The sequence below is a fragment of the Streptomyces sp. NPDC048506 genome, assembly GCF_040651315.1.
Classification (GTDB): Bacteria; Actinomycetota; Actinomycetes; order Streptomycetales; family Streptomycetaceae; genus Streptomyces.
This window is the reverse complement of record NZ_JBEZIX010000032.1, coordinates 1-21,880: the sequence shown is the minus strand read 5'-3', so window position 1 is coordinate 21,880 and position 21,880 is coordinate 1. Positions and strand designations below refer to the sequence as shown.

The following is a 21,880-nucleotide window of genomic DNA, read 5'->3' as shown; positions in this document are numbered from 1 at the left end:
GCGGGGTGCCGACCTCCACCGCGCCCCACCGTCACCGGTCGCCCCGCCGCCCGCTCCCCGTCACCGCACACCGTGCGGGCGGAACTGGACGCTGATCCGTGGCCCCGCCGCGCGCGTGGTCTTGGGGATCGCATGCTCCCAGGTCCGCTGGCAGGAGCCGCCCATGACGATCAGGTCGCCGTGTCCCAACGGGCGCCGGACGGTGCCGTGGCCGTGCCGGGGGCGGAGCAGCAGGTCGCGCGGCGCGCCGACGGACAGGATGGCGACCATCGTGTCCGCGCGGCCGCCCCGGCCGATCCGGTCGCCGTGCCAGGCCACGCTGTCCCGGCCGTCCCGGTAGTAGCAGAGCCCGGCCGTGGTGAACGGTTCGCCCAGTTCGTCGGTGTAGTGGGCGGAGAGCGTGTCCCTCGCCTCGGTGAGCACCGGGTGCGGCAGCAGGTCGTCGGCCTGGTAGAAGGCGAGCAGCCGCGGTACGTCCACCATGTGCTCGTACATGTGCCGGCGCTCGGCCTGCCAGGGGACCTCGGAGGCGAGCCGCAGGAACAGGGCGTCCGCCCCGCTCACCCACCCGGGCAGCAGGTCGATCCAGGCCCCGTCACCGAGCTCGGTCCGGCGCAGCCCGTGCAGCGGACCGAGGCGGATCTCGTCGGTCTGGTCGAAGAGCGATCCTTGAAGGTTCATGCCCATGCTTCCAGCGTAACCGCAGATTCGAATGTATGTTCTGTGGCGCTGGCGTGTCGACCGGCCGCCGGGGCGAACTCCGAACGCACGGGCCGGCGCGCGGACGCCCCGCGGCGAGTCGGAGCGGGACTCCCGTCAGTGCGCGCGGGCCACCGCCCGCTCGTCGGCGCTCGAAAGCCAGAAGCAGACCGGTGGCAGCACCAGCTCGATGGCCGTCAGGACCAACTGGAACCACTGCGGCTGCCCGTGGACGGCCAGGGACAGCAGCCGGCCGACCCCGCCGAGCAGGAAGACGCCGGCGAGCCACCGCACCGCCCGTGACGGGACCGGCGACTGCCGGGCCACCCAGATCCAGGCAAGGCCGTACCCCAGGAAGACCGCCCCGTAGAACCGCTCCCGACTGTCGACGGTGGCACCGGCCGAGCCCTCGCCCGGCACCGAGTCGACACCGAGCACGAGGTGGTAGGCCCCGATCGCCACACAGGCGATCCCCATGATCAGCGCAAGCCGCTTCAGAAGCCCGGCCATGGTCGGATCGACCCCCTCCGGTTAGTAGACACCTGTCTACTAACCGGACGTTACGGCCGCTGGTAGACAGCTGTCAATTACCCTGGACGGCATGACCACCCGCCGCAGACTCGACCCCGCCGAGCGCCGCAGCCAGCTGCTCGACGTCGGAGCCGAGCTCTTCGCGGCCAAGCCCTACGACGACGTGCTCATGGAGCACGTCGCCGAACGCGCCGGCGTCTCACGCGCCCTGCTGTACCGTCACTTCCCCGGCAAGCGCGACCTGTTCGCCGCGGTCTACCGGCAGGCCGCGGACCGCCTGCTGGCCGCATCGGAGATCGACCCCGCCGCCCCCGTGCTCGACCAGCTGTCCGCCGGACTCGACGCCCACATCGACTACTTCGTCGCGAACCGGAACACGGTGCTCGCCGCGAACCGGGTGCTCTCCGGCGACCCGGTGATCCAGGCCGTCATCACCGACGAACTGGCCGTCCTGAGGCAGCGCCTGCTCGACGCCACCGGGCTGGAGGACGGCTCCCGGCGCATGGTGTCGACGGCACTGATGAGCTGGCTGGTGTTCGTCCGCACGATGTGCGTGGACTGGCTGACGCACCAGACGTTCTCCCGCACCGAACTGCGCGACATGTGCGTGGGCGCCCTGACGGGCGCGCTGGGCGCGGTCGTCGACCTCGAACGCTTCGGCGCCGGCGCCGGTTTCGCCGAGCCCTCCAGGACCGCTCCCGACTCCAGGACCGCTCTCGACTCCGGTGCCGGCCCTGACTCCGTGACCGCTCCCGACTCCAGGACCACTCCTGAGTAGTGGAGTTGACGCACCGTCACAAAAGTTCGTGCTCAGTCGAAACGGATGTGCCTGACCCCCGTCCAGGCGCGGCGCAGACGGCCCCGGACCGCCGAGTCGGTGTTCGGCGCGAGGGTCAGCCCGGTGGCGGCCGCGAGGTGCTCGGCGACCTGCGGGACGGTGAGTCGGTCGGTCCGGACGGCCTCGGCGAACTCCGGTGCACGCAGGCGTTCCAGGCAGAGGTCGAGCTTCGACACCGCGAAGCTCTCCCCGCGCAGGGGCGCGCCCTTGCCCACCAGGGGCCGCGCGAGGTTACCGAGGCCGCGCTCCCGTAGACGCCGCAGGACGGTCGACCGGTCGGCCAGCAGCGCGAAGTGCCGGACGTCGTGGCCGCGTTCCCGGAGCCGTCCCACGGTCTCCTGGAAGTAGGCCGGCTCCACCACGGTCATCGGCACGATCACCGCTCCGTCATGGCGGGTCAGGGCCAGGTCGAGCACCTCGAACACACCCTGCCGCCAGGCCCGCAGATCCTGGAAGTCGCTGCGCAGGGACGGCGGCAGCATCCGCAGCGTCCGGTGGAGGCCGAAGCCGATGTGTTCGGGGTCGCAGATCACGCTGCCCGGTAGCCGCCGATGCATCTCGTACGCCGTCTGTGTCTTGCCACCGCCGAACGGTCCGTTGATCCATAGGAGCATGCGCCGACGGTACGCCACGGAGCGCGGCACCGGCGCCACGCCGGCGCACACGGGGCCACCGGTCCCCGGCGCGCGTCCCGGCCGCGCCCGCCGGTCAGCGGCGTTGCGCCTGCGCAGAGGCCTGCTCGGCCACGTCCCCGAGCGCCGGCCCGTACATGTGCGTGCTGGATTCCAGGCCGTCGCCATGGCTGCCGAACGCCAGGGTCTTCCCGCCGACGCGACGGTGGAAGGCGATGGCCTGGCCGCCCACCACGTCGGTGAGCCGGCGGCCCTTGGCGTCGGCATTCACCACGAGCGCGGCCACGTCGTCGACACCGTCCTCCGGTCCCGGTGCGCGCGCCGCCCTCGCTCGCGCCGTCACGCCAGGCGGATCTCCGTGCCGATCGACCGCTCGCGGGCCGCGGCGACGACCAGCGCCGCGGCCACGGCGTCCTGCACCGCCACCCCGACCGACTTGTACAGCGTGATCTGGTCCCGCGAGGACCGGCCCGGCCTGCTGCCGGCGAGGAGTTCGCCGAGTTCGGCGTGCACATGGTGTTCCGTGATGACGCCCTCGCGGATCGGTACCAGCAGATCGCTGCTGCCCGCCGGGAACGGCGCCAGCGCCGCCCGCCGCGATTCGACGCAGACCAGTGCTTCGACGATCGTGGCGTCGTCGACCTCCCGACCGACCGGGTTGAAGCCCACCGATGTCACGTGCACACCGGCGGTCAGCCAGGGCCGGCGGATCACGGGGTCGACGGCGTGGGTGGTCGCGGCCGCGATGTCCGCCCCGTCCAGCGCCCGGGCGTAGGTGTCCATCGCCTCGACGGGCAGCCGGAGTTCGACGGACAGCGCGTCGGCGAGGGCGGCGGCCTTGGCACGGTCCCGGCCCGCCACCCGGATCCGGCGGATCGGGCGGACCCGGCACATCGCCGCGGCGTGCGCCCTGGCCTGGGCGCCCGTGCCCAGGACCGCGAGTAACGAGGCGTCCGCGCGGGCCAGCAGCCGGGCCGAGAGCGCCGAGCAGGCGGCGGTGCGCGCCGCGGTGATCGCCGTGCCGTCCAGCAGCGCCGTGGGCTCGCCGGTGTCCGGATCGAAGACGGCGATCAGTGCCTGGTGGGTCGGGAGCGGCGTGCCGGAGTTGCGCGGGAAGACCGAGACCAGCTTGCCGGTCAGCGCCCCGGTCGACGGGACGAACCCCGGCATGGCGGCCAGGAATCCGTCCCGTTCGGGAACGAGCGCGGCGACCCGGTCGGGTGCGCAGGCCCGCCCCGCGCTGAGGTCCCGCATGGCCGGCGCCAGAGCGTCGATCAGCACGTCCATGTCGAGCAGAGCCTCGATCTGCGCGCGCCCCAGGACCAGCATCCGCCTCACCCTCCCGCTCCGCGTCGTACGGCCGGCGCGGCGCCGGCCGCGAGGTCGACGGTATCCCCGATCGCGGTGCCGACTCACGGGCAGCGGTCGCCGGCCGGGCGCGGCGTGCACGACAAGCGCGGGCGCGGCGTGCACCACGAGAGCGGGCGCACCGCCCACACTTGTCCCAGATGTCGCCCCCGGAGGGCACGCGTTGACGGCGTGTGTCCCACGACGGAAGGACCTGACCGACCATGCCCACTGCTGCCCGTCCCGGCCCGCTGCGCGTACTCGTCCTCGGCGCTGCGCTGCGGGCGGAGTCGACCAACGTCCTTCTGGCCGCGCTCGCCGCCCGCATGCTGGTCGACGCCGGTGCCGACGTGGACCTCGCCACCCTGCGGGAGTTCGACATGCCGCTGTACGACGGTGACCTGGAGATGGCACGGGGGCTGCCCGACGGCGCGCTGGCGCTGCGCGACCGGTTGGAGCGGTGCGATGCGTTCGTCCTCTCCTCACCCGAGTACAACGCCTCGGTGCCGGGCGTGGTGAAGAACGCCATCGACTGGGTCTCGCGGGTCCGGCCGCAGCCGTTCAAGACCAAGCATGCGCTCCTCCTCTCCGCCTCTCCGTCGATGGTCGGCGGCAACCGGGGGCTGTGGGCCCTGCGGGTTCCGCTGGAGCACCTCGGCACCCGGGTCTACCCGGACATGTTCAGCCTCGCCGGTGCCCACAAGGGCTTCACCGACGACGGTCAACTGGCCGACGCCGGGCTTCAGGAGCGGCTCGGGGAGACCGTCACGTCCTTCCTCGGCCTCGTCGAGGCGGATACCCGCTATGTGTGCCTCCAGCGCCGGTGGTACGAGTTCCTGGGAGACCGCACCGAAGCGCCGGTCACCCAGCGGGCGGAGGACTGAACGGACCGGATCGCCCCGGGTGCGCCCCGGGCACCGAGCGGTCCGGCGCACCGAGCGGTCGGCGCAGTGCTCGGAAAGTTCGGAAAGTCCGGCCGGGACTGCCGACACCACCCCCGTGACGGCCTTCGACTGGTGTGCCGGCGCCCCTTCTCCCCACCCCCCGAGAGGCGGCCCCCACCCCCTCGACCGAGCCCGCCCCGCGGCCGGTGACGGCGTTCGGGAAGCCGCGCCGACCTGGGCTTTCACCCCGCTCGGCGGTAGCTTCGCGGGACCGGGAAAGGGGGTCCGGATGGACCGGAACATCCGCACGGTCGACGACGTACTCAGGCTGCTGGACGGCCTGTTCGCGCAGGGGGCCGATCGGTGGACGAGGGATGCCGCGGCGTGGTGGGACGGCTTCTACGCCGACCGCTCCCGGCAGGTGCCGTTCTTCGTGGCGAAGCCGGACGAGAACCTGGTCTCGTACCTCGCACGCGGAGTGATCGGCCCGGGCCGCGCCCTCGACGTGGGCTGCGGTCCGGGCCGCAATGCGCTCCACCTCGCGTCGGAGGGCTTCGCGGTGGACGCCGTCGACCTCTCGCCGGCGGCGATCGCCTGGGCACGGGACCGCGCCCGTGACGTGGGGGCCGAGGTGCGGTTCCACTGCGGCGACGCCTTCGCCCTCGCCGGCGCCGAACTCGACGGCCCGTACGACCTGATCTACGACTCGGGCTGCTTCCACCATCTGCCACCGCACCGCCGGATCAGCTACCTCGCCCTCGTCGACCGGCTCCTCGCGCCCCACGGCCACCTCGCCCTCAGCTGCTTCGCGGCCGGCGCGATGGGCTGCGAACTCGACGACGCCGAGGTCTACCGCCAGGCCGGTCTCCACGGCGGTCTCGCCTACACCCCGGAGTCCCTGCGCGGGATCTTCTCCGACCTGACGGAGGTCGAACTGCGCCGCATGCACGACGAGCCGCCGGAGTCCCCGCACTTCGGCGAACCCTTCCTCTGGACGGCCCTGTTCCGCCGCCCCGCCCACTGAGGAACCCCAACATTCCCCAAAGTTCCCTAACCTCCTCCACTCTTACCCATTCCCCTTCCCTATAGAGGAAGTTAAGGTAGTCTCGTGAATGATCACTTCTACTCAGTGGAACAAGTCGCCGAACGCCTGGGGCTGCACGTCCGCACCATCCGCAACTACGTGCGGGACGGACGGCTCACCGCGGTCCGGATCGGCAAGCAGTACCGCATCACACACCAGGACCTGGAGGCGTTCACCGGCCGTCCGGTGCCCGCGCCCCCGGTCGAGACGGCACGGCGCCGGCGGCACACCGAGGTGTCGAGCATCGTGGAGATCGACGCGATCAGCCCCGAGACGGTCCACCGCGTGACCACCCTCCTGACGGCCTCGGTCGCCCACCGGCGCCCGGAGGACGGGCCGTTGCGGATCGAGACGGTCTACGACGAGGAGCGGGCCAGGATGAAGGTGATCGTGTTGGGCGGCCTGGCCGACACGGCCCGACTTCTGGAGTACGTCGAGGGGGTTCTCACGTCATGAGCACGATCTACCGGTCCGAGGCCGGCGCGCACGAGATCCGGCGGCGCTACCAGGACGTGCTGGACGGTTGGCCGGTCCCCGCCGAACAGGTGCGGGTGCCGACCCGCGAGGGCGAGACCTTCGTCCTCGTCTCCGGACCCGAGGACGCCCCGCCCCTCCTGCTGCTGCACGGCTCCGGGGCGAACACCACGATGTGGCGGGACGACATCGCCTCCTGGGCGGGGCACTTCCGCACCTACGCCCTCGACCTCATCGGTGAACCGGGCTTCAGCGCACCGTCCCGCCCGCCCCTGGCCTCCGACGCCCACGCCCGATGGCTGGACGAGGTACTGGAGGGCCTCGGGATCGGCGCCACCTCGGTCGTCGGGACCTCCCTCGGCGGCTGGATGGCGCTGGACTACGCCACCCGCCGTCCGGAACGGGTGACCCGTCTGGCCCTCCTGTGCCCCGGTGGTATCGGGAGGCAGAAGACGGCCTTCCTGTTCAAGGCGCTGCTGCTGCGTCCCCTGGGGGACTGGGGGAAGCGCCGTTCCGTACAGGTCGGCACCGGCCTGTACGCCCCGGAGGACCGGCCCGTCCTCGACCAAGTGGCCCTGATCTTCGGCCAGTTCAGGCCGCGCACCGAGCGGCTGCCGGTCTTCTCCTACGACCGGCTGCGCCGGCTGACCATGCCCGTGCAGGTGACGGTGGGGGGCCGGGACGCCATATTCGACTCCCGGGACACCCTCCGGCGCGTACGGCAGTGCGTCCCGCACGCCACGGCGGACCTCCTGCCCGAGGTCGGGCACGCGATCCTCGGCCGGACCGAGGCCGTCCTCGCGTTCCTCACCCGGTGAGGACCTCACGGATGACGTGCCGTGCGATGGCCGCCATGCGGGGGTTGGTCTCCCAGTAGTAGGTGAGTTCGAGGAGCGCGATCGACAGGGCCCAGCCGCGGCCCCGCGACCAGCTCGCGGCATCGGCCCCCACGGCGGCGCGGAAGGCGCCGCGCGCGGTGGCGGGCAGCACGTACCACGCCGCGATCAGGTCGACCGCGGGGTCGCCCAGGCCCGCGCACCCGAAGTCGATGACGGCGCCGAGCCGTCCTCGGGCGAGCAGCAGGTTCCCGGGTTGGAGGTCGGCGTGGATCCAGACGGGCGGGCCGGGCCACTCGGGGGCCTGCCGCGCGGCGTCCCAGACGGCGGTCACCGCGTCGGTGTCGACGAGTCCGTGCTGCGGCTCCCGGTCCGCCCGCTGCCGGAGCTCCGCGATCGCGGTGCGGGTCGCCGCGTCGCGCAGCGCCAAGGGCTCGCTGCGATAGGCGGGAGGTGCGTCCGCCGGGTCGATGCGGTGGAGGGCGGCGACGAACTCCGCCATGTCCCGGGCGAGGAGGTCCGGTGCGGCAATGCGGCCGGCGGTCGGGGGCCGGCCGTCCAACCAGCGGTAGACGGACCAGTGCCAGGGATACCCCTCGCCGGGCACTCCGCCGCCGAGCGGTGCGGGAACGGCCGCCGGCAGCAACGGGGCGAGCCGCGGCAGCCACTGGTGCTCCTTCGCCACGTCGTCGGCGGCCCCCGCCCGGCGAGGGAGCCGTACGACCATGTCCGCGCCGAGCCGGTACATGGCGTTGGAGGTGCCGGCGGAGTCGACCGGCGTGAGGCGCAGCCCCGCCCACTGCGGGAACTGCGCACCGAGCAACCGGCGTACCAGGGGGAGGTCGATGTCCGCCTCGTCGGCGTGCATCCTGCGAGCGCGCATCGGTACCTTCCTGATCGGAGCCGACCCCGATCAGGGCCGACGCCGATGTAAGCGAGCGGGGACGGTGCCCGTCAACGGGATTCGGTGCGCCGCGCCGGTACGGCGATCGTGATGATCTCCCGGCTCGTTCCGGTGACGGGCCCACGGTCCCAATCGCCGTACCGGGCCTCGACCACAAGGTCCGCCTCTGCGAGGAACGCGTCCAGGGTCGTCACGTCCAGGAAGCGCAGGCGCGTGCGCTCCACGCGGAGGACGGCCCCGGCCGGCTCCGCCGTCGTTCCGCTGAAGGTGACCACATCGCCGACGACGGACTCGACCTCGTGCCAGACGCGCAGGCTGCGTCCACGGGCATCGGTGACGTCGGAGGCGTTCGACGGGTTCCACTCCTCCCAGGCTCGCGCCTGCGGATGGCGCGTTTCGAACACGAACCGGCCGCCGTCGCGCAGCGCCGCACGGATCGCCCGCAGCGACCCGCGCACCTCGGCGTCGTCGACGAGGCACTGGAACGCGTGGCCGGTCATGGTCACCAGGTCGAACGCGGCGTGCCACGGGGCGCTCACCGCGCTTCCCTCGACCCACTCGATGTCGCTCCGGCGCCGGGCCCGGTGCAGCGCCGCCCGATCCGGGTCCAGACCCACGAGGCGTCCCCGGTGCCCCTGCTCGCGGGCACGGTGCAGCATGCCACCGGTACCACAGCCGACGTCCGCCACCGCGTCCGCGGCCATGACCAGCTCCTCGTAGAAGGCATCGCCGGGCCAGACCGCGGGGTCCCACGGGTTCAGCACGTCGTAGAGGGCAGCGGAGTCGGCATCGGAGAACATCGCGCCATCATCCCCGTGCTGTCGATGCGTCGGCCACCCTCGTCGGGCCGAGCGGCCGAGCGCGGTCGCGGGCTCAGGTGGCCGCCTGTGCGGCGGCGCGTGCGCGGGCGGACGCCGCCCGGTCCGGGTCGCCGAGGTGCTCTTCCAGGCGGGCCTTGGCGGACCAGTTGTAGGGGCAGATCGGGCGGAGTTGGATGCGTTCGCTGAGCAGGGTGCGGGCGAGCTCGGTGCGCCCGGCGCGGAGCGAGGCCTCGACGAGGGTCCGTTGGATCGCGTCGCGTTGGGCGTGGCTGCCGCCGAAGTCGTGCAGGCGGTGGCGGACCGGCAGCAGCAGCTCGGCCGCCCGGGCGTGGTCCTGCTCTCCGTAGGCGATCAGTGCGCGGCAGACCGGCAGGCCGACGTCCGCGGTCATCGCGCGGTTGCTCACGCCGGGCGCCGCCGCCAGCCAGCGTTCCCGGTCCTGGACGAGCTGCCTCGCCCGGGCGAGCCGGCCGGCCCCCACGTAGGCCATCACCGCGTGGGCGTCGTTGAAGGCGTAGTGCGGGCCGTCGTGGCGGCTCTCCCAGGCGTCGGCGAGTCGGGCCCACCGGGCGTCGTGGACGTCCTCGGCGAGGTACAGCCGCCACAACAGCGCGGCGGCGTCGAGCAGTTGCATGGCCGCGTCCGCCGACCCGTCGTGGTGGAGGGCGGAGTCGTAGATCTCCAGGACGCGACCGGTGTCGCCGGCCTCCAGGGCGTAGAGGGCGTAGTGCCACCAGTTGTGGACGGTGAGCAGGGTGCCGCTCGCCCAGTCGGCGGTGCGGGCGTCGAGGAACCGGATGCCGTCCGTGAAGCGCCCGCGCATCTCGTAGGTGTGGACCACGCTGTGGATCCCCCAGACATCGCCCGGGTGCTGCGCCAGGGCCGCCAGGCCGACCTGTTCGGCGTGTTCGTAGTGACCCGACTCCTCCAGGCCGAAGGCGTACATGCCGAGCAGCGGGCCGTGGTGCGGATCGTCCTCGTCCCAGGCGTCGAGTGCGCCGCCGATGCGGTCGCGCAGGCGCTGGGCGTCGCCGGTGAGGAAGTCGTGCTGGTGCCCAACGAAGAGCGCCAACACATCGCGGGGGAACTCGACCGACAGGTCGCCGAGGAGGCGGCCGGCGCCGTGGACGTCGCCGTCCAGCCACGCCGTGGCGGCGGCGAGGTGCCCGCGCTCGCGGGGTGTCAGCCGCGCATTGTCGACGCCGGAGCGGAAGCGGACGAAGGTCTCCCGGGCGGCGGTCGCGTCCTTCTCCTCGGTCCCCAGCACGCCCAGGTAGGCGGCGAAGGCGTGGCCGATCGCGGAGGCCGGCGAGGCGGTGAGCACCGACCGCGCGGACTCCACGACCTGAGGGCGGAAGAAGAGCAGGTCGTCCAGGGCCTGTTCGTACTGGGCGAGGGCTTCGGTGCCGGTGTCGGTCATGGCGTGCCCGTGGCGGTCCGCGGTGGTCATCACGCCATCGTCCCCGGAGCGGAACGGCCGCGTCAGGCCGTTTCACGCAACTGGCCGAACCCGGCTGCTTCGTGGCGTTTCCTGCCGATTTTCCGCTCAGTGCGTCCTGGGCCGTTGCTGGGTCGCGCAGTGGATCCCGCCGCCGCCCTCTCCGAGGGTGTCGACGGGCAGTTGCACGACCTTCCGCCCCGGGTACAGGTCGCGAACGAGCGACGCGGCCCGGTCGTCCGCCGTGCGGTCGCCGAAGCGGGGCAGCACGACGGCGCCGTTGACCACGTAGTAGTTCACATAGCTGGCCAGGAAGCCGTCCCCGCGGCGACCGATGTCGACCGGCTCGGGCAGTTCGACGACCTCCAGTCGCCTGCCCCGCGCATCGACGGCCCCGTCCAGGGCTTCCGGGGACTCCTGAGCCGCCGGGGACGCCGGATTCGAGGACGAAGACCGGTCCGGTGTCGCGCATCGATATCTCGGGACCACGGGAGCGTGCGATGCCGGACCGGCCCACCCAGATCCTCGAAGCCGCCGCCCGGCTCATCGCGCGGCGCGGTGTGCGCGGGCTGCGCGTCGAGGAGCTGTCCGCGGAGGCCGGCGTCTCGACCGCGCTGATCTACTACCACTTCAAGGACCGCGCCGGATTGCTGCGCCGCACCCTGGAGTTCATCAGCCGGCGCGCGGTCCGCTACACCGACGCCGCGCTGGAGTCCTCCGACGATCCTCGCGTCCAGCTCACCGACATGCTGCTGCTGGAGCTTCAGGACATCGCGCAGGTCCGGGAGAACAGCGCGGCCTGGGGCGAGTTGCGCGCCACCGCGGTCTTCAACCCGGACCTCCGGGAGCCGCTGGCCGGCGCGACCCGCGCGTGGGTGGAGGACGTCGCACGCCTCGTGCACCAGGTGCGGTCGGCCGACCGTGGTGAGGCAGGCGCCGGGCCGGACGGGGCCGGGGCAGACGGGGGCGGGGCGGACGGAGCCGACGCCGCCGCGTACGCCGCGGCGGAACGACTGACCGGCCTGACCGAGGGCCTCAGCGAACGCTGGCTGAGCGGGACCACGACGCTGGACCGCGCGCACGAACTGATCCGCGGCGCCGTCGAGGTGGAGCTTCCGCGGACGGTTCGACGCCCGCGTCACCGGTAGCGGGCGCGCCCGATGGCGGCCGCGAGGGTCAGCGGAAGCGTCAGTACGGCGGCGACGAGGAAGAGGTGTCCGTACGCGTGGTGTCCTGCCGCGCTCGCCGTCAGGACACCGGCGAGCGCACTGCCGCCGTAGAGACTGACGCCGAACATCGCGACACCGGTGGCCCGTGCCGCCGGGGTCACGGCGGTGGCCCACGACTGGACGGTGGTGTGCAGGAACGACCAGCCGGTGCCCAGCAGCAACGCGGTGACCGCCAGGGCCGGCACGCCCCGGCTCACCGCCGCGAGACCGTAGGCCACGGCGGCCTGCACCCCGCCCGCCACGATCAACAGGACGGGACTCCACCGGCCCACCAGCTTCTTGACCAGCTGCGCGCACGCCATGGCCCCCACGCCGTACAGCGCCGACACCGCACCGGCGACGGGGGCCGGCACGCCCCGGCTCTCCAACGCCGGTGCCAGATACGTCAAGAAGCCCAGCAGCACGGCGCCTTCGAGCAGGGCGACACCCATGACGTACCACATCCACCGCGATCCGAGGACCACACGGAACGGGGCGAGCAGGGAGGCGCCGGCGGGCTGCCGTGCCGGTTCGGGAAGGTGGCGCAGGGCATGCCAGAGGTACCCGGCGAGCAGCGCCGGCAGCGCGAAGACCAGGCGCCAGCTGACGTAGTGCGCCAGGGCGCCGGCCGTGACCGTGCCCAGCGCGGTGCCCAGGGAGAAGGCGGTCATCAGGTCGGTGAGCGGGCGTTGGCGTCGTGCGGCGGGGACGACGTCGCCGATGTGGCTCAGGCAGGCGGGGATGCAGGCGGCGAAGCAGGCTCCGCAGAGGGCGCGGGCCGCGATCAGCAGTGCGGGGTTCGGGGCGAGCGCCGAGACCGCCGCGGCGAGGGAGCCGGCCGCGAGCGAGAGCCGCAGCACCCGGATCCGGCCCAGCCGGTCGCTGGCGAGGCCCCACACCGGCTGCGTCAGGCCGTAGGTGAGGTAGTAGGCGCCCGCCGCCAGCGCCACCGTCGACAGGTCGGTGCCGAGCCGCGCGGCGATGAGGACCAGCATCGGGGCGATGCAGAACCGGTCGAAGTTGCTGACCAGGCCGGCGATCCGCAGCAGACGGAGGGCGCGGACGGGCAGGTCGGACGTTTCGGGCGGGTCGAGTGTGGCAGACGGGTCGGGTTTTACGGACGAGTCGGCTGTAGCAGGCAAGTCAGGCGTTGCCGGCAGGTCGGGCGTTGCCGGCAGGTCGGGCGTCGCGGGCCCGGCGGAGGTACCGGGCGTCGGTGAGGGGGTGGACGACGTGGACGCGGATGTGTCGCGGAACACGGCGGGGTTGCTCCTTTCTGGGCGCCCGGCTGGATTCCCGGGCCCTGTTCAGCCCATCACCCGCGTCGTCCGCCGGTGCTCGTCAAACGATGACCATCACTCATACTTTGAGCAGCGAGGACGAGCACCAGCGGGAGGGAGACGGCGACGCGATGAGCGTCATGGAACCGCCGGTCGACGGAGCGCGCCCCACCCTGCCCCCCCGCCAGGAACTCGGCGCCTTCCTGCGCTCCCGCCGGGAGCGACTGTCTCCCGTCGAACTGGGTCTGCCGGTGGCCCCGCGGCGCCGCGCACCCGGGCTGCGGCGCGACGAGGTCGCCCAACGGGCCGGCATCAGCAGTTCCTGGTACGCATGGCTGGAACAGGGGCGGGTCCGTACGTCGGAACAGGTGCTGCGCGCGGTGGCACGGGCCCTGTGCCTGGACGGGGCGGAGACCGCGCACGTCCTGTCGTTCGTCGAGGACACCGCCGGGCCGTCCGGCCACCCGCCGGGCTGGGTCTCCCGGAACCTGTTGTCCCTGGTGGAGTCGGTGGCCCCGAACCCGGCCGTGGTCATCGACCCGCACTGGGACCTGCTGGCGTGGAACGCGGGCTATGCCGCGCTGCTCACCGACCCCGCTCGCCTTCCCCCGAAGCGGCGCAATCTGCCGTGGCTGGTGTTCCGTTGGCAGCCGGCGCGTGCCCTGCTCGCGGATTGGGAGGCCGAAGCGCGCGGGCTGCTGGGCCAGTTCCGCGCCAACGCCGCCCGCCACCCCGAGGACCGGCGGTACGCGGAGATCGCCGAGGAGATCACCCGGGACCCGGACGCGGCCCGTTGGTACAGGCGGCGGGAGACCGCCGTCTATCAGCCCGCGGTGCGGCACTTCCGCCACCCGAAGGTGGGTGACCTGCGCCTTCGTTATGTGAAGCTGGCGGCCCTGGACGAGCCGGGCCACCACTTCCTCTGCTATCTGCCCGACGACGCCACGGCCGAGGCCGGAGTGCGCAGGCTCACCGGGGACGGCTGACGGCTGACGGCTGACGGCTGACGGCTGACGGCTGACGGCCGCGGACGAACGGGACGGCCGGATGCGTTCCGCCCGTGCGGACGGAACGCTGCGTCCGCCTGTGTCCTAGGGAGCGTCCGGGGCAGCGCCCGATCGGCACGCCGGGTGCCCCCAGCCGTCCGGGTTCTTGGCGATCGGCTCACCCGCCGCGTACGAGCGGCCGCAGCGGCAGCGACCGGGGAACTTGGCGTTGAGGGTCCGCGACGACGTCGAGTTCGCCGAGTTGGTCGGCCTCGCCGCGCGGGTGGACGTGGCGGCGCCGCCCGCGGAACGGCGCCTGGACGACGCGGTCTTCGCCGCCGAGCCCGCGGTGCGGCGGCCCGCGCCACCGGCATCCGGTGACGCCGGTGGCTCCGGGGAGCCGAGCTGGCTGCCGGCGGCTGCCTGGGAGACCGCGGCCTGGCTCGCGGCACGGTCGGCGAGGTCGTTGAGCCGGTCGCCGTCCACCTGGTGCGCGGGGACGTACCGGAACTCCACGGCGCGGCCCGCCAGGAGCGCGTCGATGCGGACGACCAGGTCCTGATTGGCGACCGGCTTGCCCGCGGCCGTCTTCCACCCCTTGCGCTTCCAGCCGGGCAACCAGGTCGTGACGGCCTTCATGGCGTACTGGGAGTCCATCCGGATCTCGATCGGCACGGCAGGGTCGGTGGCCGCCAGCAGGCGTTCCAGTGCGGTGAGCTCCGCGACGTTGTTCGTGGCGGTGCCCAGGGGGCCGGCCTCCCAGCGGACGACGGTCTCCTGTGCGTCGGCGACGACCCAGGCCCAGCCGGCGGGCCCGGGGTTTCCCTTCGATGCGCCGTCACATGCGGCAATCACGCGTTCAGCCATGCGCGCGATCATGCCAGGCGGCGACGCGGGGGGCGAAGCCGCGCCCCGCAGCGCAAGGACGGGCGCGGGGAACGGCGGAAGGCGCGCGGCACGCGATCAGTTGCCGGCGGCCTTTTCGGGACGGAGCTCGCTCGGCCGGACGATCACGAAGCCCTCGCCGTCGAGCCGGAGCTGGACCGCCTCACCGGAGCCACCACGGAGCATCGAGCCCAGGCTCTGGGAGCGGTGCAGGGCGGTCTGGAGGCTGCTGCTCCAGCCCACCACGGCGTCGGTGTCGACGAACACCGGCGCCTGCGGGGCGACGGGAATGACGATGGGGTTGCCCTCGCACACGATGCCCAGCTTGCCCTGGCCCGTGAAGACGGAGTTGAAGAGCCCGCCGCCGACCATGCCGGCGCCCTTGACGACCTTGATCTCGTAGGAGAGGGACGGGTCGAAGCAGAGCACATTGCGGCCGTTGACGGATATCCCGTCACCGGGGGCGAGATCGACGATGAAGCAGTTGGCGGCCTCGTGCGCGAGCCACACCTCGCCGCGGCCCCGCACGGCCATCAGCGCCAGCCCCTCCCCCGTGACCGCACGCTTGAGGAACTTTCCGACGCCCTGCCCCTGCTTCTCGAACTGCAGCTCACCGCGGTAGGCCACCATGGCCCCCTGCCGCGCGTAACACTCGCCGTCCACCGCGTACTTTATGGACTTGGCGTTCTGGAGTGTCATGCCGGGCGCGGCGGCGGGTACGGCCATGTTCTCGGATGCGAAAAGCTCACTGTTCATGGCGAGCATCGTAGACGGCGGTGTGGTGCGGAACTCAGGCACCGGCCGCCACATGACGCGCCATCCGCGCCATCGCCTCCGCATTGCCCCGGAACAGCAGACCCTGCATGCCCATCGCCTCGGCCGCTTCGACGTTCTCCGCGACATCGTCGATGAAGAGACAGTCCTCAGGGTCGACCGCCAGCCGGGAGCAGGCCACCTCGAAGGCGCGCGGATCGGGCTTGCAGACCCCGATCTCGTGGGAGTAGACGATGTCGTCCACCAACTCACCGAAACGGTAGAGCGCCGCTTCGCGTTCCCGGGCGCCGACGAAGCTGTTGCTCAGGATCCCGAGCCGGCAGCGGGACCGCAGCCCCGCACATATCCGATCAATTCCCCATTGGCCGCCCCGAGGTACTGGTCCCAGAGATCGGCCATGAACGCATCCACCTCGACCGGCCCCAGCCCGAGTGCCTCGGCGACCCGTGCGCGGACCTCGCCTTCGGTGATCGCCCCGACGCTGCCCGCCCGCCAGACATCGCCCAGCCGCTCGTTCACGGCACCCGGCGGTGTACCCAGCCGCTGTTCCCACCTGCTGGCCCAGCCGGTGGCCGGAGTGATCTCCAGAACTCCACCGATGTCGAGAATGACGCACCGCACGCCCATCCTCCGCCTCCCCCGCGTTCCTCGCCCTCCCGCAGACGAACACCCAGGCCCGTCCCGCCGGCCGCTCCGGCCCCCTCACCCTGAGCCTTTCCCCAAGGACAAGGTCAAGGGCGAATCAGTGGGAGGTGAGCAGAAGGTGGGTAGAAGGTCAGTAGAAGAACAGCATCAGATCCTCCAGCGAACCGGGCCCCGTGAAGAACGCCTCGGCATCAGCCAAGTCCCGCTCGAATCCCGGGCATTGTTCGACGAGCGCCTCCTCGAAGCTCTGCTCCGAAGGCACCCCGCTCTCGCGCACCGCGGTATGGCGCATCCGCGCGACGTCCCGCATGCATTCCTGCCACCGCTCGCCCTGTTCCGCGAGCGCGTAGACACCCGACAGCAGATGCGCCATGCCCACCGGCCGGGTGCCGGCCGAGGGGTCCCGCCCGACGACCGGCAGCAGCTCCCACCCACCGGCCCTCGCCGCCAGGCGCAGCACACCGGCCCAGTTGCTGATGCGCCCGACGCGTGTGTGCACGGGGTCCTGGGTGTGCGGGGGCAGATGTCCTCCGTGCAAGGCGTTGGTCGACGCCACCACGTCGGCCAGCACCTGCCGCTCCATCGCGTCGAGTACCCACTCGCCCTCCTGCTGGGCATCGACGGCGCTGGAGAGCCATGCCCACGCGGCGGCCGAACGGGCGGCGTACTCACCAGGGTTGTCACTCCGGGGCCGGAAGTCGTCGCGCATGTCGTGTCGTTCCTCGTCTTGGCCGGCCGTACCGGTTTTCCGGGGGCATCGAACGTCACAGTCTCCACGTCGAGCGGAGACGAGGCGAGGCGAGGCAGGGCGAGGCGTCACGAGGCGACGCGAGCGTCCGGGATCAGCGCTGCCGTCTGCGCTTCGCACGGGAGACCGTCAACGCGCGTCCGACGGATCACCGGGACGCCTGATCTTCGTGCCCCGCGTCTCTGGAGCGGGAGTCACCGGGGCAAGAACGTTTCTGTATGTGTTCGTCGCCAGTAAAGGAGACCGATCGATGGCTCACCGGATCCAGAGTGCCCTCATCACCGCCGGCGCCTGCGCAGTCGTCCTGGGTGGGGCCGGTCTGGCCACTGCCGACAGCGGCGCCCAGGGCGCATCGCTCCATTCGCCCGGTGCCCTGTCCGGCAACACCGTCCAAGTCCCCGTCCACACGCCGGTGAACGTCTGCGGCAATACGCTCAGCATCGTCGGTGTGCTCAACCCCGCCTTCGGCAACATCTGCGTCAACGGCTGACGAGGTCGGTCCGGCGCACGACCCTCCCGGGGTGGGTAGCCCACCCCACGGGCGCCGACAGAAACGGAACGGGCCCTCGGATTCCCCCACCGAGGGCCCGTTTCCACTGAGCCCGCATCCCGAACAGGCCCCGGGTCTCCCGGCAGGCCGGGGTGGCAGACAGGTGGGCACCCCACCCGGACAGAACGCGGGCGTACGGATACGGATCGCGAGGGAACCGAGAGGGGAACGGGGCGTTCACATCAAGATCACCGAGACGAGCACGGGTGGACGTACCGGCCGGTAGGCGAGCGCCAGAGGCCGGGGCACACCGTCCATGCGGCGCCGTCCCGAACCCCGCGAGCGGGGAGAGCGAGCCCCTGACCACGGGTGACACCGCAGTCACCGGATCAGCCCCCGGCCGTGTTCTTGAAAAGGAGAGATAAGTCGCCCACAGCCCTAGGCAGGGGGCTCCTCGCGTAGCACGATCGAATGTGAAGGGCGAGATCCTCATCTCCCGAACGCGCTGTCCCCCGCGCCGCGCCCCACACGCCCCGTAGCCCCCAGATCGTCTGCGAGACTCCCCCACCACGAGCGCACCGGCGCCGGGTACGACACCGCGGCCCCACGACGCGCCGGTGTGGGAAGCGACACCTCATGAAACTGCTCGCCGGGCAACGGTCGGGTACACACGCCCGGTCCGATGCCCTCCACTCCACCCAGCTCGGCGCCGATCTCGGTCTGCTCCTGCTACGCCTGTCGGTAGGAGTGATCACGGCCGGCCACGGCGCCCAGAAACTCTTCGGCCTCTTCGGCGGCCAGGGGCTCGCCGAGACCGGCAAAGGCTTCGCGGCCCTCGGCTACCGCCCCGGCGAGTTCTTCGCCGGACTCGCCGGCACCTCGGAGCTCCTCGGCGGCCTCGGCCTCGCGGTGGGGTTCCTCACGCCTCTCGCCTCGGCCGCCCTGATCGGTGTCATGATCAACGCCATGGTCCTCGGCGCATCGGGCGGCCTCTGGGCCCAGAACGGCGGTATCGAATATCCCCTCACCATCGCGGTCGTCGCGCTCGCGGTCGCCGCCATCGGCCCCGGCCAGTTCGCCCTCGACCGACCCTTCCGGTGGCGGGACGGCGGGTTGATCTGGGGGGCGCTCGCCCTGGGTCTGGGCGGCCTCGGATCCATGGTCATACTGCTCCTGTGAGCCATGTCCACGGTGTCGGCCACCCGTGGGCAGCCTGAAATTGCCGTGCGAAGCACCGGTCGCCGAGTTAGCGTCAGCGACCATGGCTTCTCTCCGTGAACGCCCTCCGTACGACGCCGACGAGCGGACCCAGCTGGTCGGCTGGCTTGAAATGCAGCGCGCCATCATCCGGTGGAAATGCGAGGGGTTGTCGGAGGCGGATGCCCAGCGTTCCGTTCTGCCGGACTCGCCCCTGATGACGCCGGCGGGCCTGGTTTCCCACATGCGCTGGGTCGAGCACTGCTGGTTCGAGATCCTCTTCCTGGGCCGGCCGGCCGTGGGCCCGCAGTTCGACGACGGGCCCGAGGACGCCGACATGATGGTCGAAGGGGTTCCGCTCGCCCAGCTCCTCCAGGAGTACGACCGGCAATGCGCGGTGTCGAACGAGATCATCGCGGCCCATTCGCTGGACGACGCCGGAAAGCACCCGGATTTCCGTGCCTCCGCCGCGACGCTGCGATGGATGCTCCTCCACATGATCGAGGAAACGGCCCGGCATGCCGGCCATTTGGACACCATCCGGGAACTGATCGACGGCAACAAGGGCTACTACTGACCGCCCTGGTTCGGGGAGACGTCAGCTCCGTTCAGTTGCCCGGAGCCGTGCCGAACCGTATCTGCCGCAGGAACGTCGCATTGTCCGGCGTGTGTCGGACCTTCTCCAGCAGCGCCTGCACATTCGCCGCCTCGTCGCCGACCTGGAGGGCCCGGCGCAGCTGCCGGACAGCCGTCAACTCGCCTGCCGGAAGCATCAGTTCCTCGCGTCGGGTGCCGGACATCGTGATGTTCACCGCCGGGTAGAGCCGCTTGCCGGCGAGCACGCGGTCCAGGCGCAGCTCCATGTTGCCGGTGCTCTTCAACTCCTCGAAGAAGTAGTCGTCGGCCCGAGAGCCGGTGTCCACCAAGGCCGTGGCGAGGATCGTCAGCGAGCCGCCCTCCTCCGCGCAGCGGGCCGCACCGAAGAGCCGTTTGGGGCCGTACAGCGCGGTGGCGTCGACGCCCCCACTCAGGGTTCGGCCGCCCACCGCGGCGGCGTTGTTGTGCGCTCGGCACAGTCGGGTCAGGGAATCCAGGAGGATGACGACGTCCTGCCCCTGTTCCACCAACCTCTTCGCGCGTTCCACAGCCAGTTCGGCAAGGGCGATGTGCTCCCTCGGGGACCGGTCGAAGGTGGAGGCGAACACCTCGCCCCGTACGTGACGACGCACTTCGGTGACCTCCTCGGGCCGTTCGTCGACGAGGACGACCATCAGCCGGCATTCCGGGTGGTTTTCGGCGAATGCGGCGGCGAGTTGTTGCAGCAGTACGGTCTTCCCCGTTTTGGGCGGGGCGACGATCAGGCCGCGCTGTCCCTTTCCGATCGGAGCGATCAGGTCGACGATGCGCGGCGTCAGTCCACCCCGTGCGCTTTCGAGCCGCAGACGGTGCCGCGGGTGCAGTGGAGTCAGGTCGCGGAAGTGCGGACGGTCACGCAATGCCTCCGGCGGACGGCCGTTGACCGACGCGACGTCGGTGAGGGTACCCGGCCGGCTGGACGTCCCCACGACGAAGTCGCCCTTGCGCAGGCCCCTTTGGCGGATCAGCGCGAGGGGGACGCGGACGTCCTGGGGCGAGGCGAGGCATCCGTGCGCGCGGAGCACACCGTTCTCCTGCTGCCCTCGGGGAACGTCGAGGATTCCGGCCGTAGTGGCGGTCGTCGACGTGGCCGTGGTCGTGTTCGTGTTCGTGCTGGTCGTGGTGGTCGTCGTGGCTGGGGCAGTGGCAATGACCCTGTTTGTGCGGGTGGTTGTGTCGGTGATGGTCATCGATGTCCTCGGGAATCTGTCCGTGCGTCCATGGCTGGCAGTGGTGAGGTGAAGCCGGCAGAGCTGCGAGGGGCGGTCACTGCACGCCCTCGGTGAGCGGGCCGCACAGAGGGCCCGCGGCCGGCGAGAGAGGAAAGCGGTCGCGGTGGGTCCGGGTGCGCAAGAGGCTTACGCGGTGGACTCGCGAGGTGAGGAAGAGCCGCACGCAGGGGTGCGGTCGGGCACCGGCGCCGGAAATACGGCGAACACAAGTGCGCTTCGATCGCACTGTACCACTCGGCGCGGACCATCCGGCACCCCGCAGACCACCCGGCACCCCGCAGACCATCGGGCACGCCGTGGACCGCCCGTATGCTGAGGTCCGATGTTCACTCCCCAGGGCCCCACACTCCGTGAGCTCGCCGTCCAGGCGCTGTCGTCCGTCGAGCACGGCTATGACCTGCTCGCCCCGAAGTTCGACCACACGCCGTTCCGTACGCCGGAGTCGGTGCTGACTCCGGTGTCACGCGCATTGCGACGGCTCGGCCCGTTCGGCAGCGGCCTCGACCTGTGCTGCGGTACGGGCGCGGGCATGGACGTACTGCGGCAGGTGTGCCGGGACCGGGTGACCGGCGTCGACATCAGCGCGGGGATGCTGGCGGTGGGCCGGGACCGTGAACCGGTGGCCCCGGACGGACCGCAGGTGGAGTGGGTGCGGGCGGATGCGCGGGCGCTGCCGTTCGGGCCGGTCTTCGACCTCGTCGCGAGTTTCGGCGCGTTCGGGCACTTCCTCCCCAGGGAGCGGCCGGGGCTGTTCGCCCAGGTCCACTCGGTGCTGCGGCCCGGCGGCCGGTTCGTCTTCCCGATCGGTGCGCCTCCCCGACCGGGGTCGCCCACGTATTGGACGCTGTTCGCCTTCGACGCGGCGATGCGGGTCCGCAATGCGCTGTGGCACCCGCCCTTCGTCATGTACTACCGGGTGTTCCGCCTCGCCGAGGTTCGTGCCGAGCTGGTCCGGACCGGGTTCGAGGTGCGGTTGCTCGCACTGCCCGAGCTCGGCCGGCGGTCCGACGGCAGCCCTCGGGGCCGGTTGGTGGTGGCCACTCGGGCCCGGTGAACGGAGTCGGTTCACGGAGCGGACGACGGGGCGGGCGACGGGCCGCCGAGCGTGGCGGCAGGCGCGGAGGGCGGAAGAAGAGGAAGAGGAAGGAGGGGGCGGAGGAGCACATGGACATCACGGTCCAGTGGATACGGACGTCCTGGACGAAGCGGTCCCGCGGGGGGGGTGCCCTTATGGGTTTGGTCAAGCAGGGACGGCTGGTCGTGACTCGTAGAAGGTGCCGTCTCTGAGCATGGCGAAGAGCACGTCGACGC

Annotated in this window: 26 protein-coding genes and 1 pseudogene; 12 read left to right on the top strand and 15 right to left on the bottom strand. The window is 71.8% G+C overall.

Translation table 11 applies throughout. From position 1 onward, the window contains the following. Positions 1–60 precede the first annotated feature (60 nt). Both AB0C96_RS25200 and AB0C96_RS25195 read right to left on the bottom strand, forming a co-directional pair. Positions 61–687, bottom strand: coding sequence for an alpha-ketoglutarate-dependent dioxygenase AlkB (locus AB0C96_RS25200; RefSeq protein ID WP_362920039.1), 627 nt, complete (start codon positions 685–687; stop codon positions 61–63). 129 nt (positions 688–816) lie between these two features. Next, positions 817–1,209, bottom strand: coding sequence for a DUF4345 domain-containing protein (locus AB0C96_RS25195; protein WP_362920037.1), 393 nt, complete (start codon positions 1,207–1,209; stop codon positions 817–819). Between the two features lie 91 nt (positions 1,210–1,300). Here AB0C96_RS25195 and AB0C96_RS25190 point away from each other — a divergent pair, with 91 nt between their 5' ends. Next, a complete protein-coding gene (locus tag AB0C96_RS25190; protein WP_362920035.1) occupies positions 1,301–2,008 on the top strand; it encodes a TetR/AcrR family transcriptional regulator in 708 nt (235 codons plus the stop codon). Between the two features lie 32 nt (positions 2,009–2,040). On the opposite strand, the gene AB0C96_RS25185 is transcribed toward AB0C96_RS25190, so the two are convergent. The 3 genes from AB0C96_RS25185 to AB0C96_RS25175 all read right to left on the bottom strand — a co-directional run bounded on the left by AB0C96_RS25185 (position 2,041) and on the right by AB0C96_RS25175 (position 4,029). Then, positions 2,041–2,682, bottom strand: coding sequence for an AAA family ATPase (locus AB0C96_RS25185; protein ID WP_362920034.1), 642 nt, complete (start codon positions 2,680–2,682; stop codon positions 2,041–2,043). Positions 2,683–2,776: 94 nt separating this feature from the next. Continuing rightward, on the bottom strand, positions 2,777–3,043 hold the full coding sequence (locus AB0C96_RS25180; protein ID WP_362920033.1) for a hypothetical protein: 267 nt from the start codon (positions 3,041–3,043) through the stop codon (positions 2,777–2,779). Next, positions 3,040–4,029, bottom strand: a complete 990-nt coding sequence (locus AB0C96_RS25175) for an ornithine cyclodeaminase family protein (RefSeq protein WP_362920032.1) — start codon at positions 4,027–4,029, stop codon at positions 3,040–3,042. Before AB0C96_RS25175 ends, AB0C96_RS25180 begins: the two co-directional genes overlap by 4 nt. Positions 4,030–4,271: 242 nt before the next feature. On the opposite strand from AB0C96_RS25175, the gene AB0C96_RS25170 reads away from it, so the two are divergent. The 4 genes from AB0C96_RS25170 to AB0C96_RS25155 all read left to right on the top strand — a co-directional run bounded on the left by AB0C96_RS25170 (position 4,272) and on the right by AB0C96_RS25155 (position 7,307). Further along, entirely contained in the window at positions 4,272–4,931 is a 660-nt protein-coding gene (locus AB0C96_RS25170) for an NAD(P)H-dependent oxidoreductase (RefSeq protein WP_362920030.1), read from the top strand. A gap of 289 nt (positions 4,932–5,220) precedes the next feature. Further along, positions 5,221–5,955 (top strand): methyltransferase domain-containing protein, encoded by a 735-nt coding sequence (locus tag AB0C96_RS25165; protein ID WP_362920028.1) that lies wholly within the window; start codon positions 5,221–5,223, stop codon positions 5,953–5,955. 84 nt (positions 5,956–6,039) lie between these two features. Then, a complete protein-coding gene (locus AB0C96_RS25160; protein ID WP_362920026.1) occupies positions 6,040–6,471 on the top strand; it encodes a helix-turn-helix domain-containing protein in 432 nt (143 codons plus the stop codon). Beyond that, complete coding sequence (locus AB0C96_RS25155) at positions 6,468–7,307, top strand: alpha/beta fold hydrolase (RefSeq protein ID WP_362920024.1); 840 nt, start codon at positions 6,468–6,470, stop codon at positions 7,305–7,307. Before AB0C96_RS25160 ends, AB0C96_RS25155 begins: the two co-directional genes overlap by 4 nt. Here the strand turns inward: AB0C96_RS25155 and AB0C96_RS25150 are convergent. From AB0C96_RS25150 to AB0C96_RS25135, 4 genes are all read right to left on the bottom strand, one after another. Further along, complete coding sequence (locus AB0C96_RS25150; protein ID WP_362920023.1) at positions 7,297–8,208, bottom strand: aminoglycoside phosphotransferase family protein; 912 nt, start codon at positions 8,206–8,208, stop codon at positions 7,297–7,299. The genes AB0C96_RS25155 and AB0C96_RS25150 overlap by 11 nt on opposite strands. 71 nt (positions 8,209–8,279) lie before the next feature. Beyond that, entirely contained in the window at positions 8,280–9,029 is a 750-nt protein-coding gene (locus AB0C96_RS25145; protein ID WP_362920021.1) for a class I SAM-dependent methyltransferase, read from the bottom strand. A 73-nt stretch (positions 9,030–9,102) separates the two neighbouring features. After that, positions 9,103–10,500: a tetratricopeptide repeat protein gene (locus AB0C96_RS25140; protein WP_362920019.1), complete on the bottom strand. Its 1,398-nt coding sequence runs from the start codon at positions 10,498–10,500 to the stop codon at positions 9,103–9,105. A gap of 96 nt (positions 10,501–10,596) precedes the next feature. Next, positions 10,597–10,977 (bottom strand): agmatine deiminase family protein, encoded by a 381-nt coding sequence (locus AB0C96_RS25135; protein WP_362920017.1) that lies wholly within the window; start codon positions 10,975–10,977, stop codon positions 10,597–10,599. Positions 10,978–10,988: 11 nt separating this feature from the next. Between AB0C96_RS25135 and AB0C96_RS25130 the strand changes: the two genes are divergently transcribed. Next, positions 10,989–11,636 carry a TetR/AcrR family transcriptional regulator gene (locus tag AB0C96_RS25130; RefSeq protein WP_362920015.1) on the top strand — a complete coding sequence of 216 codons (648 nt, stop codon included), beginning with the start codon at positions 10,989–10,991 and terminating at the stop codon, positions 11,634–11,636. Here the strand turns inward: AB0C96_RS25130 and AB0C96_RS25125 are convergent. After that, complete coding sequence (locus tag AB0C96_RS25125; protein ID WP_362920013.1) at positions 11,627–12,955, bottom strand: MFS transporter; 1,329 nt, start codon at positions 12,953–12,955, stop codon at positions 11,627–11,629. The genes AB0C96_RS25130 and AB0C96_RS25125 overlap by 10 nt on opposite strands. Positions 12,956–13,044: 89 nt before the next feature. Between AB0C96_RS25125 and AB0C96_RS25120 the strand changes: the two genes are divergently transcribed. After that, complete coding sequence (locus tag AB0C96_RS25120; protein WP_362920012.1) at positions 13,045–13,962, top strand: helix-turn-helix transcriptional regulator; 918 nt, start codon at positions 13,045–13,047, stop codon at positions 13,960–13,962. A gap of 105 nt (positions 13,963–14,067) precedes the next feature. Here AB0C96_RS25120 and AB0C96_RS25115 read toward each other — a convergent pair whose 3' ends face one another. From AB0C96_RS25115 to AB0C96_RS25100, 4 genes and pseudogenes are all read right to left on the bottom strand, one after another. After that, a complete protein-coding gene (locus tag AB0C96_RS25115; RefSeq protein ID WP_362920010.1) occupies positions 14,068–14,841 on the bottom strand; it encodes a ribonuclease H in 774 nt (257 codons plus the stop codon). 84 nt (positions 14,842–14,925) lie between these two features. Continuing rightward, positions 14,926–15,603, bottom strand: a complete 678-nt coding sequence (locus AB0C96_RS25110; protein ID WP_362920008.1) for an AIM24 family protein — start codon at positions 15,601–15,603, stop codon at positions 14,926–14,928. A 34-nt stretch (positions 15,604–15,637) separates the two neighbouring features. After that, positions 15,638–16,248 (bottom strand): annotated as a pseudogene (locus AB0C96_RS25105) (HAD family phosphatase). 148 nt (positions 16,249–16,396) lie between these two features. Beyond that, positions 16,397–16,975 carry a hypothetical protein gene (locus tag AB0C96_RS25100; RefSeq protein WP_362920006.1) on the bottom strand — a complete coding sequence of 193 codons (579 nt, stop codon included), beginning with the start codon at positions 16,973–16,975 and terminating at the stop codon, positions 16,397–16,399. Between the two features lie 289 nt (positions 16,976–17,264). On the opposite strand from AB0C96_RS25100, the gene AB0C96_RS25095 reads away from it, so the two are divergent. From AB0C96_RS25095 to AB0C96_RS25085, 3 genes are all read left to right on the top strand, one after another. Next, positions 17,265–17,504 carry a chaplin gene (locus tag AB0C96_RS25095; RefSeq protein ID WP_362920004.1) on the top strand — a complete coding sequence of 80 codons (240 nt, stop codon included), beginning with the start codon at positions 17,265–17,267 and terminating at the stop codon, positions 17,502–17,504. Between the two features lie 636 nt (positions 17,505–18,140). Beyond that, positions 18,141–18,683: a DoxX family protein gene (locus AB0C96_RS25090; RefSeq protein ID WP_362920002.1), complete on the top strand. Its 543-nt coding sequence runs from the start codon at positions 18,141–18,143 to the stop codon at positions 18,681–18,683. Between the two features lie 82 nt (positions 18,684–18,765). Next, complete coding sequence (locus AB0C96_RS25085) at positions 18,766–19,278, top strand: DinB family protein (protein ID WP_362920186.1); 513 nt, start codon at positions 18,766–18,768, stop codon at positions 19,276–19,278. A 31-nt stretch (positions 19,279–19,309) separates the two neighbouring features. Here the strand turns inward: AB0C96_RS25085 and rho are convergent, their stop codons facing one another. Beyond that, the gene (gene rho / locus AB0C96_RS25080) at positions 19,310–20,398 is read right to left on the bottom strand and encodes a transcription termination factor Rho (protein ID WP_362920184.1); all 1,089 of its coding nucleotides are present in this window, start codon (positions 20,396–20,398) and stop codon (positions 19,310–19,312) included. A 10-nt stretch (positions 20,399–20,408) separates the two neighbouring features. Here rho and AB0C96_RS25075 point away from each other — a divergent pair, with 10 nt between their 5' ends. Both AB0C96_RS25075 and AB0C96_RS25070 read left to right on the top strand, forming a co-directional pair. Continuing rightward, a complete protein-coding gene (locus AB0C96_RS25075; protein ID WP_362920197.1) occupies positions 20,409–20,579 on the top strand; it encodes a hypothetical protein in 171 nt (56 codons plus the stop codon). 312 nt (positions 20,580–20,891) lie between these two features. Continuing rightward, positions 20,892–21,623, top strand: coding sequence for a class I SAM-dependent methyltransferase (locus AB0C96_RS25070; protein WP_362920000.1), 732 nt, complete (start codon positions 20,892–20,894; stop codon positions 21,621–21,623). Positions 21,624–21,880 lie beyond the last annotated feature (257 nt).

What these genes read in the sequence shown, in the direction of transcription:
- AB0C96_RS25200 (WP_362920039.1), bottom strand. Translation starts at nt 687, where the DNA reads ATGGGCATGAACCTTCAAGGATCGCTCTTCGACCAGACCGACGAGATC.
- AB0C96_RS25195 (WP_362920037.1), bottom strand. Translation starts at nt 1,209, where the DNA reads ATGGCCGGGCTTCTGAAGCGGCTTGCGCTGATCATGGGGATCGCCTGT.
- AB0C96_RS25190 (WP_362920035.1), top strand. Translation starts at nt 1,301, where the DNA reads ATGACCACCCGCCGCAGACTCGACCCCGCCGAGCGCCGCAGCCAGCTG.
- AB0C96_RS25185 (WP_362920034.1), bottom strand. Translation starts at nt 2,682, where the DNA reads ATGCTCCTATGGATCAACGGACCGTTCGGCGGTGGCAAGACACAGACG.
- AB0C96_RS25175 (WP_362920032.1), bottom strand. Translation starts at nt 4,029, where the DNA reads ATGCTGGTCCTGGGGCGCGCGCAGATCGAGGCTCTGCTCGACATGGAC.
- AB0C96_RS25170 (WP_362920030.1), top strand. Translation starts at nt 4,272, where the DNA reads ATGCCCACTGCTGCCCGTCCCGGCCCGCTGCGCGTACTCGTCCTCGGC.
- AB0C96_RS25165 (WP_362920028.1), top strand. Translation starts at nt 5,221, where the DNA reads ATGGACCGGAACATCCGCACGGTCGACGACGTACTCAGGCTGCTGGAC.
- AB0C96_RS25155 (WP_362920024.1), top strand. Translation starts at nt 6,468, where the DNA reads ATGAGCACGATCTACCGGTCCGAGGCCGGCGCGCACGAGATCCGGCGG.
- AB0C96_RS25150 (WP_362920023.1), bottom strand. Translation starts at nt 8,208, where the DNA reads ATGCGCGCTCGCAGGATGCACGCCGACGAGGCGGACATCGACCTCCCC.
- AB0C96_RS25145 (WP_362920021.1), bottom strand. Translation starts at nt 9,029, where the DNA reads ATGTTCTCCGATGCCGACTCCGCTGCCCTCTACGACGTGCTGAACCCG.
- AB0C96_RS25140 (WP_362920019.1), bottom strand. Translation starts at nt 10,500, where the DNA reads ATGACCACCGCGGACCGCCACGGGCACGCCATGACCGACACCGGCACC.
- AB0C96_RS25130 (WP_362920015.1), top strand. Translation starts at nt 10,989, where the DNA reads ATGCCGGACCGGCCCACCCAGATCCTCGAAGCCGCCGCCCGGCTCATC.
- AB0C96_RS25120 (WP_362920012.1), top strand. Translation starts at nt 13,045, where the DNA reads ATGACCATCACTCATACTTTGAGCAGCGAGGACGAGCACCAGCGGGAG.
- AB0C96_RS25115 (WP_362920010.1), bottom strand. Translation starts at nt 14,841, where the DNA reads ATGATCGCGCGCATGGCTGAACGCGTGATTGCCGCATGTGACGGCGCA.
- AB0C96_RS25110 (WP_362920008.1), bottom strand. Translation starts at nt 15,603, where the DNA reads ATGAACAGTGAGCTTTTCGCATCCGAGAACATGGCCGTACCCGCCGCC.
- AB0C96_RS25100 (WP_362920006.1), bottom strand. Translation starts at nt 16,975, where the DNA reads ATGCGCGACGACTTCCGGCCCCGGAGTGACAACCCTGGTGAGTACGCC.
- AB0C96_RS25095 (WP_362920004.1), top strand. Translation starts at nt 17,265, where the DNA reads ATGGCTCACCGGATCCAGAGTGCCCTCATCACCGCCGGCGCCTGCGCA.
- AB0C96_RS25090 (WP_362920002.1), top strand. Translation starts at nt 18,141, where the DNA reads ATGAAACTGCTCGCCGGGCAACGGTCGGGTACACACGCCCGGTCCGAT.
- AB0C96_RS25085 (WP_362920186.1), top strand. Translation starts at nt 18,766, where the DNA reads ATGGCTTCTCTCCGTGAACGCCCTCCGTACGACGCCGACGAGCGGACC.
- AB0C96_RS25070 (WP_362920000.1), top strand. Translation starts at nt 20,892, where the DNA reads ATGTTCACTCCCCAGGGCCCCACACTCCGTGAGCTCGCCGTCCAGGCG.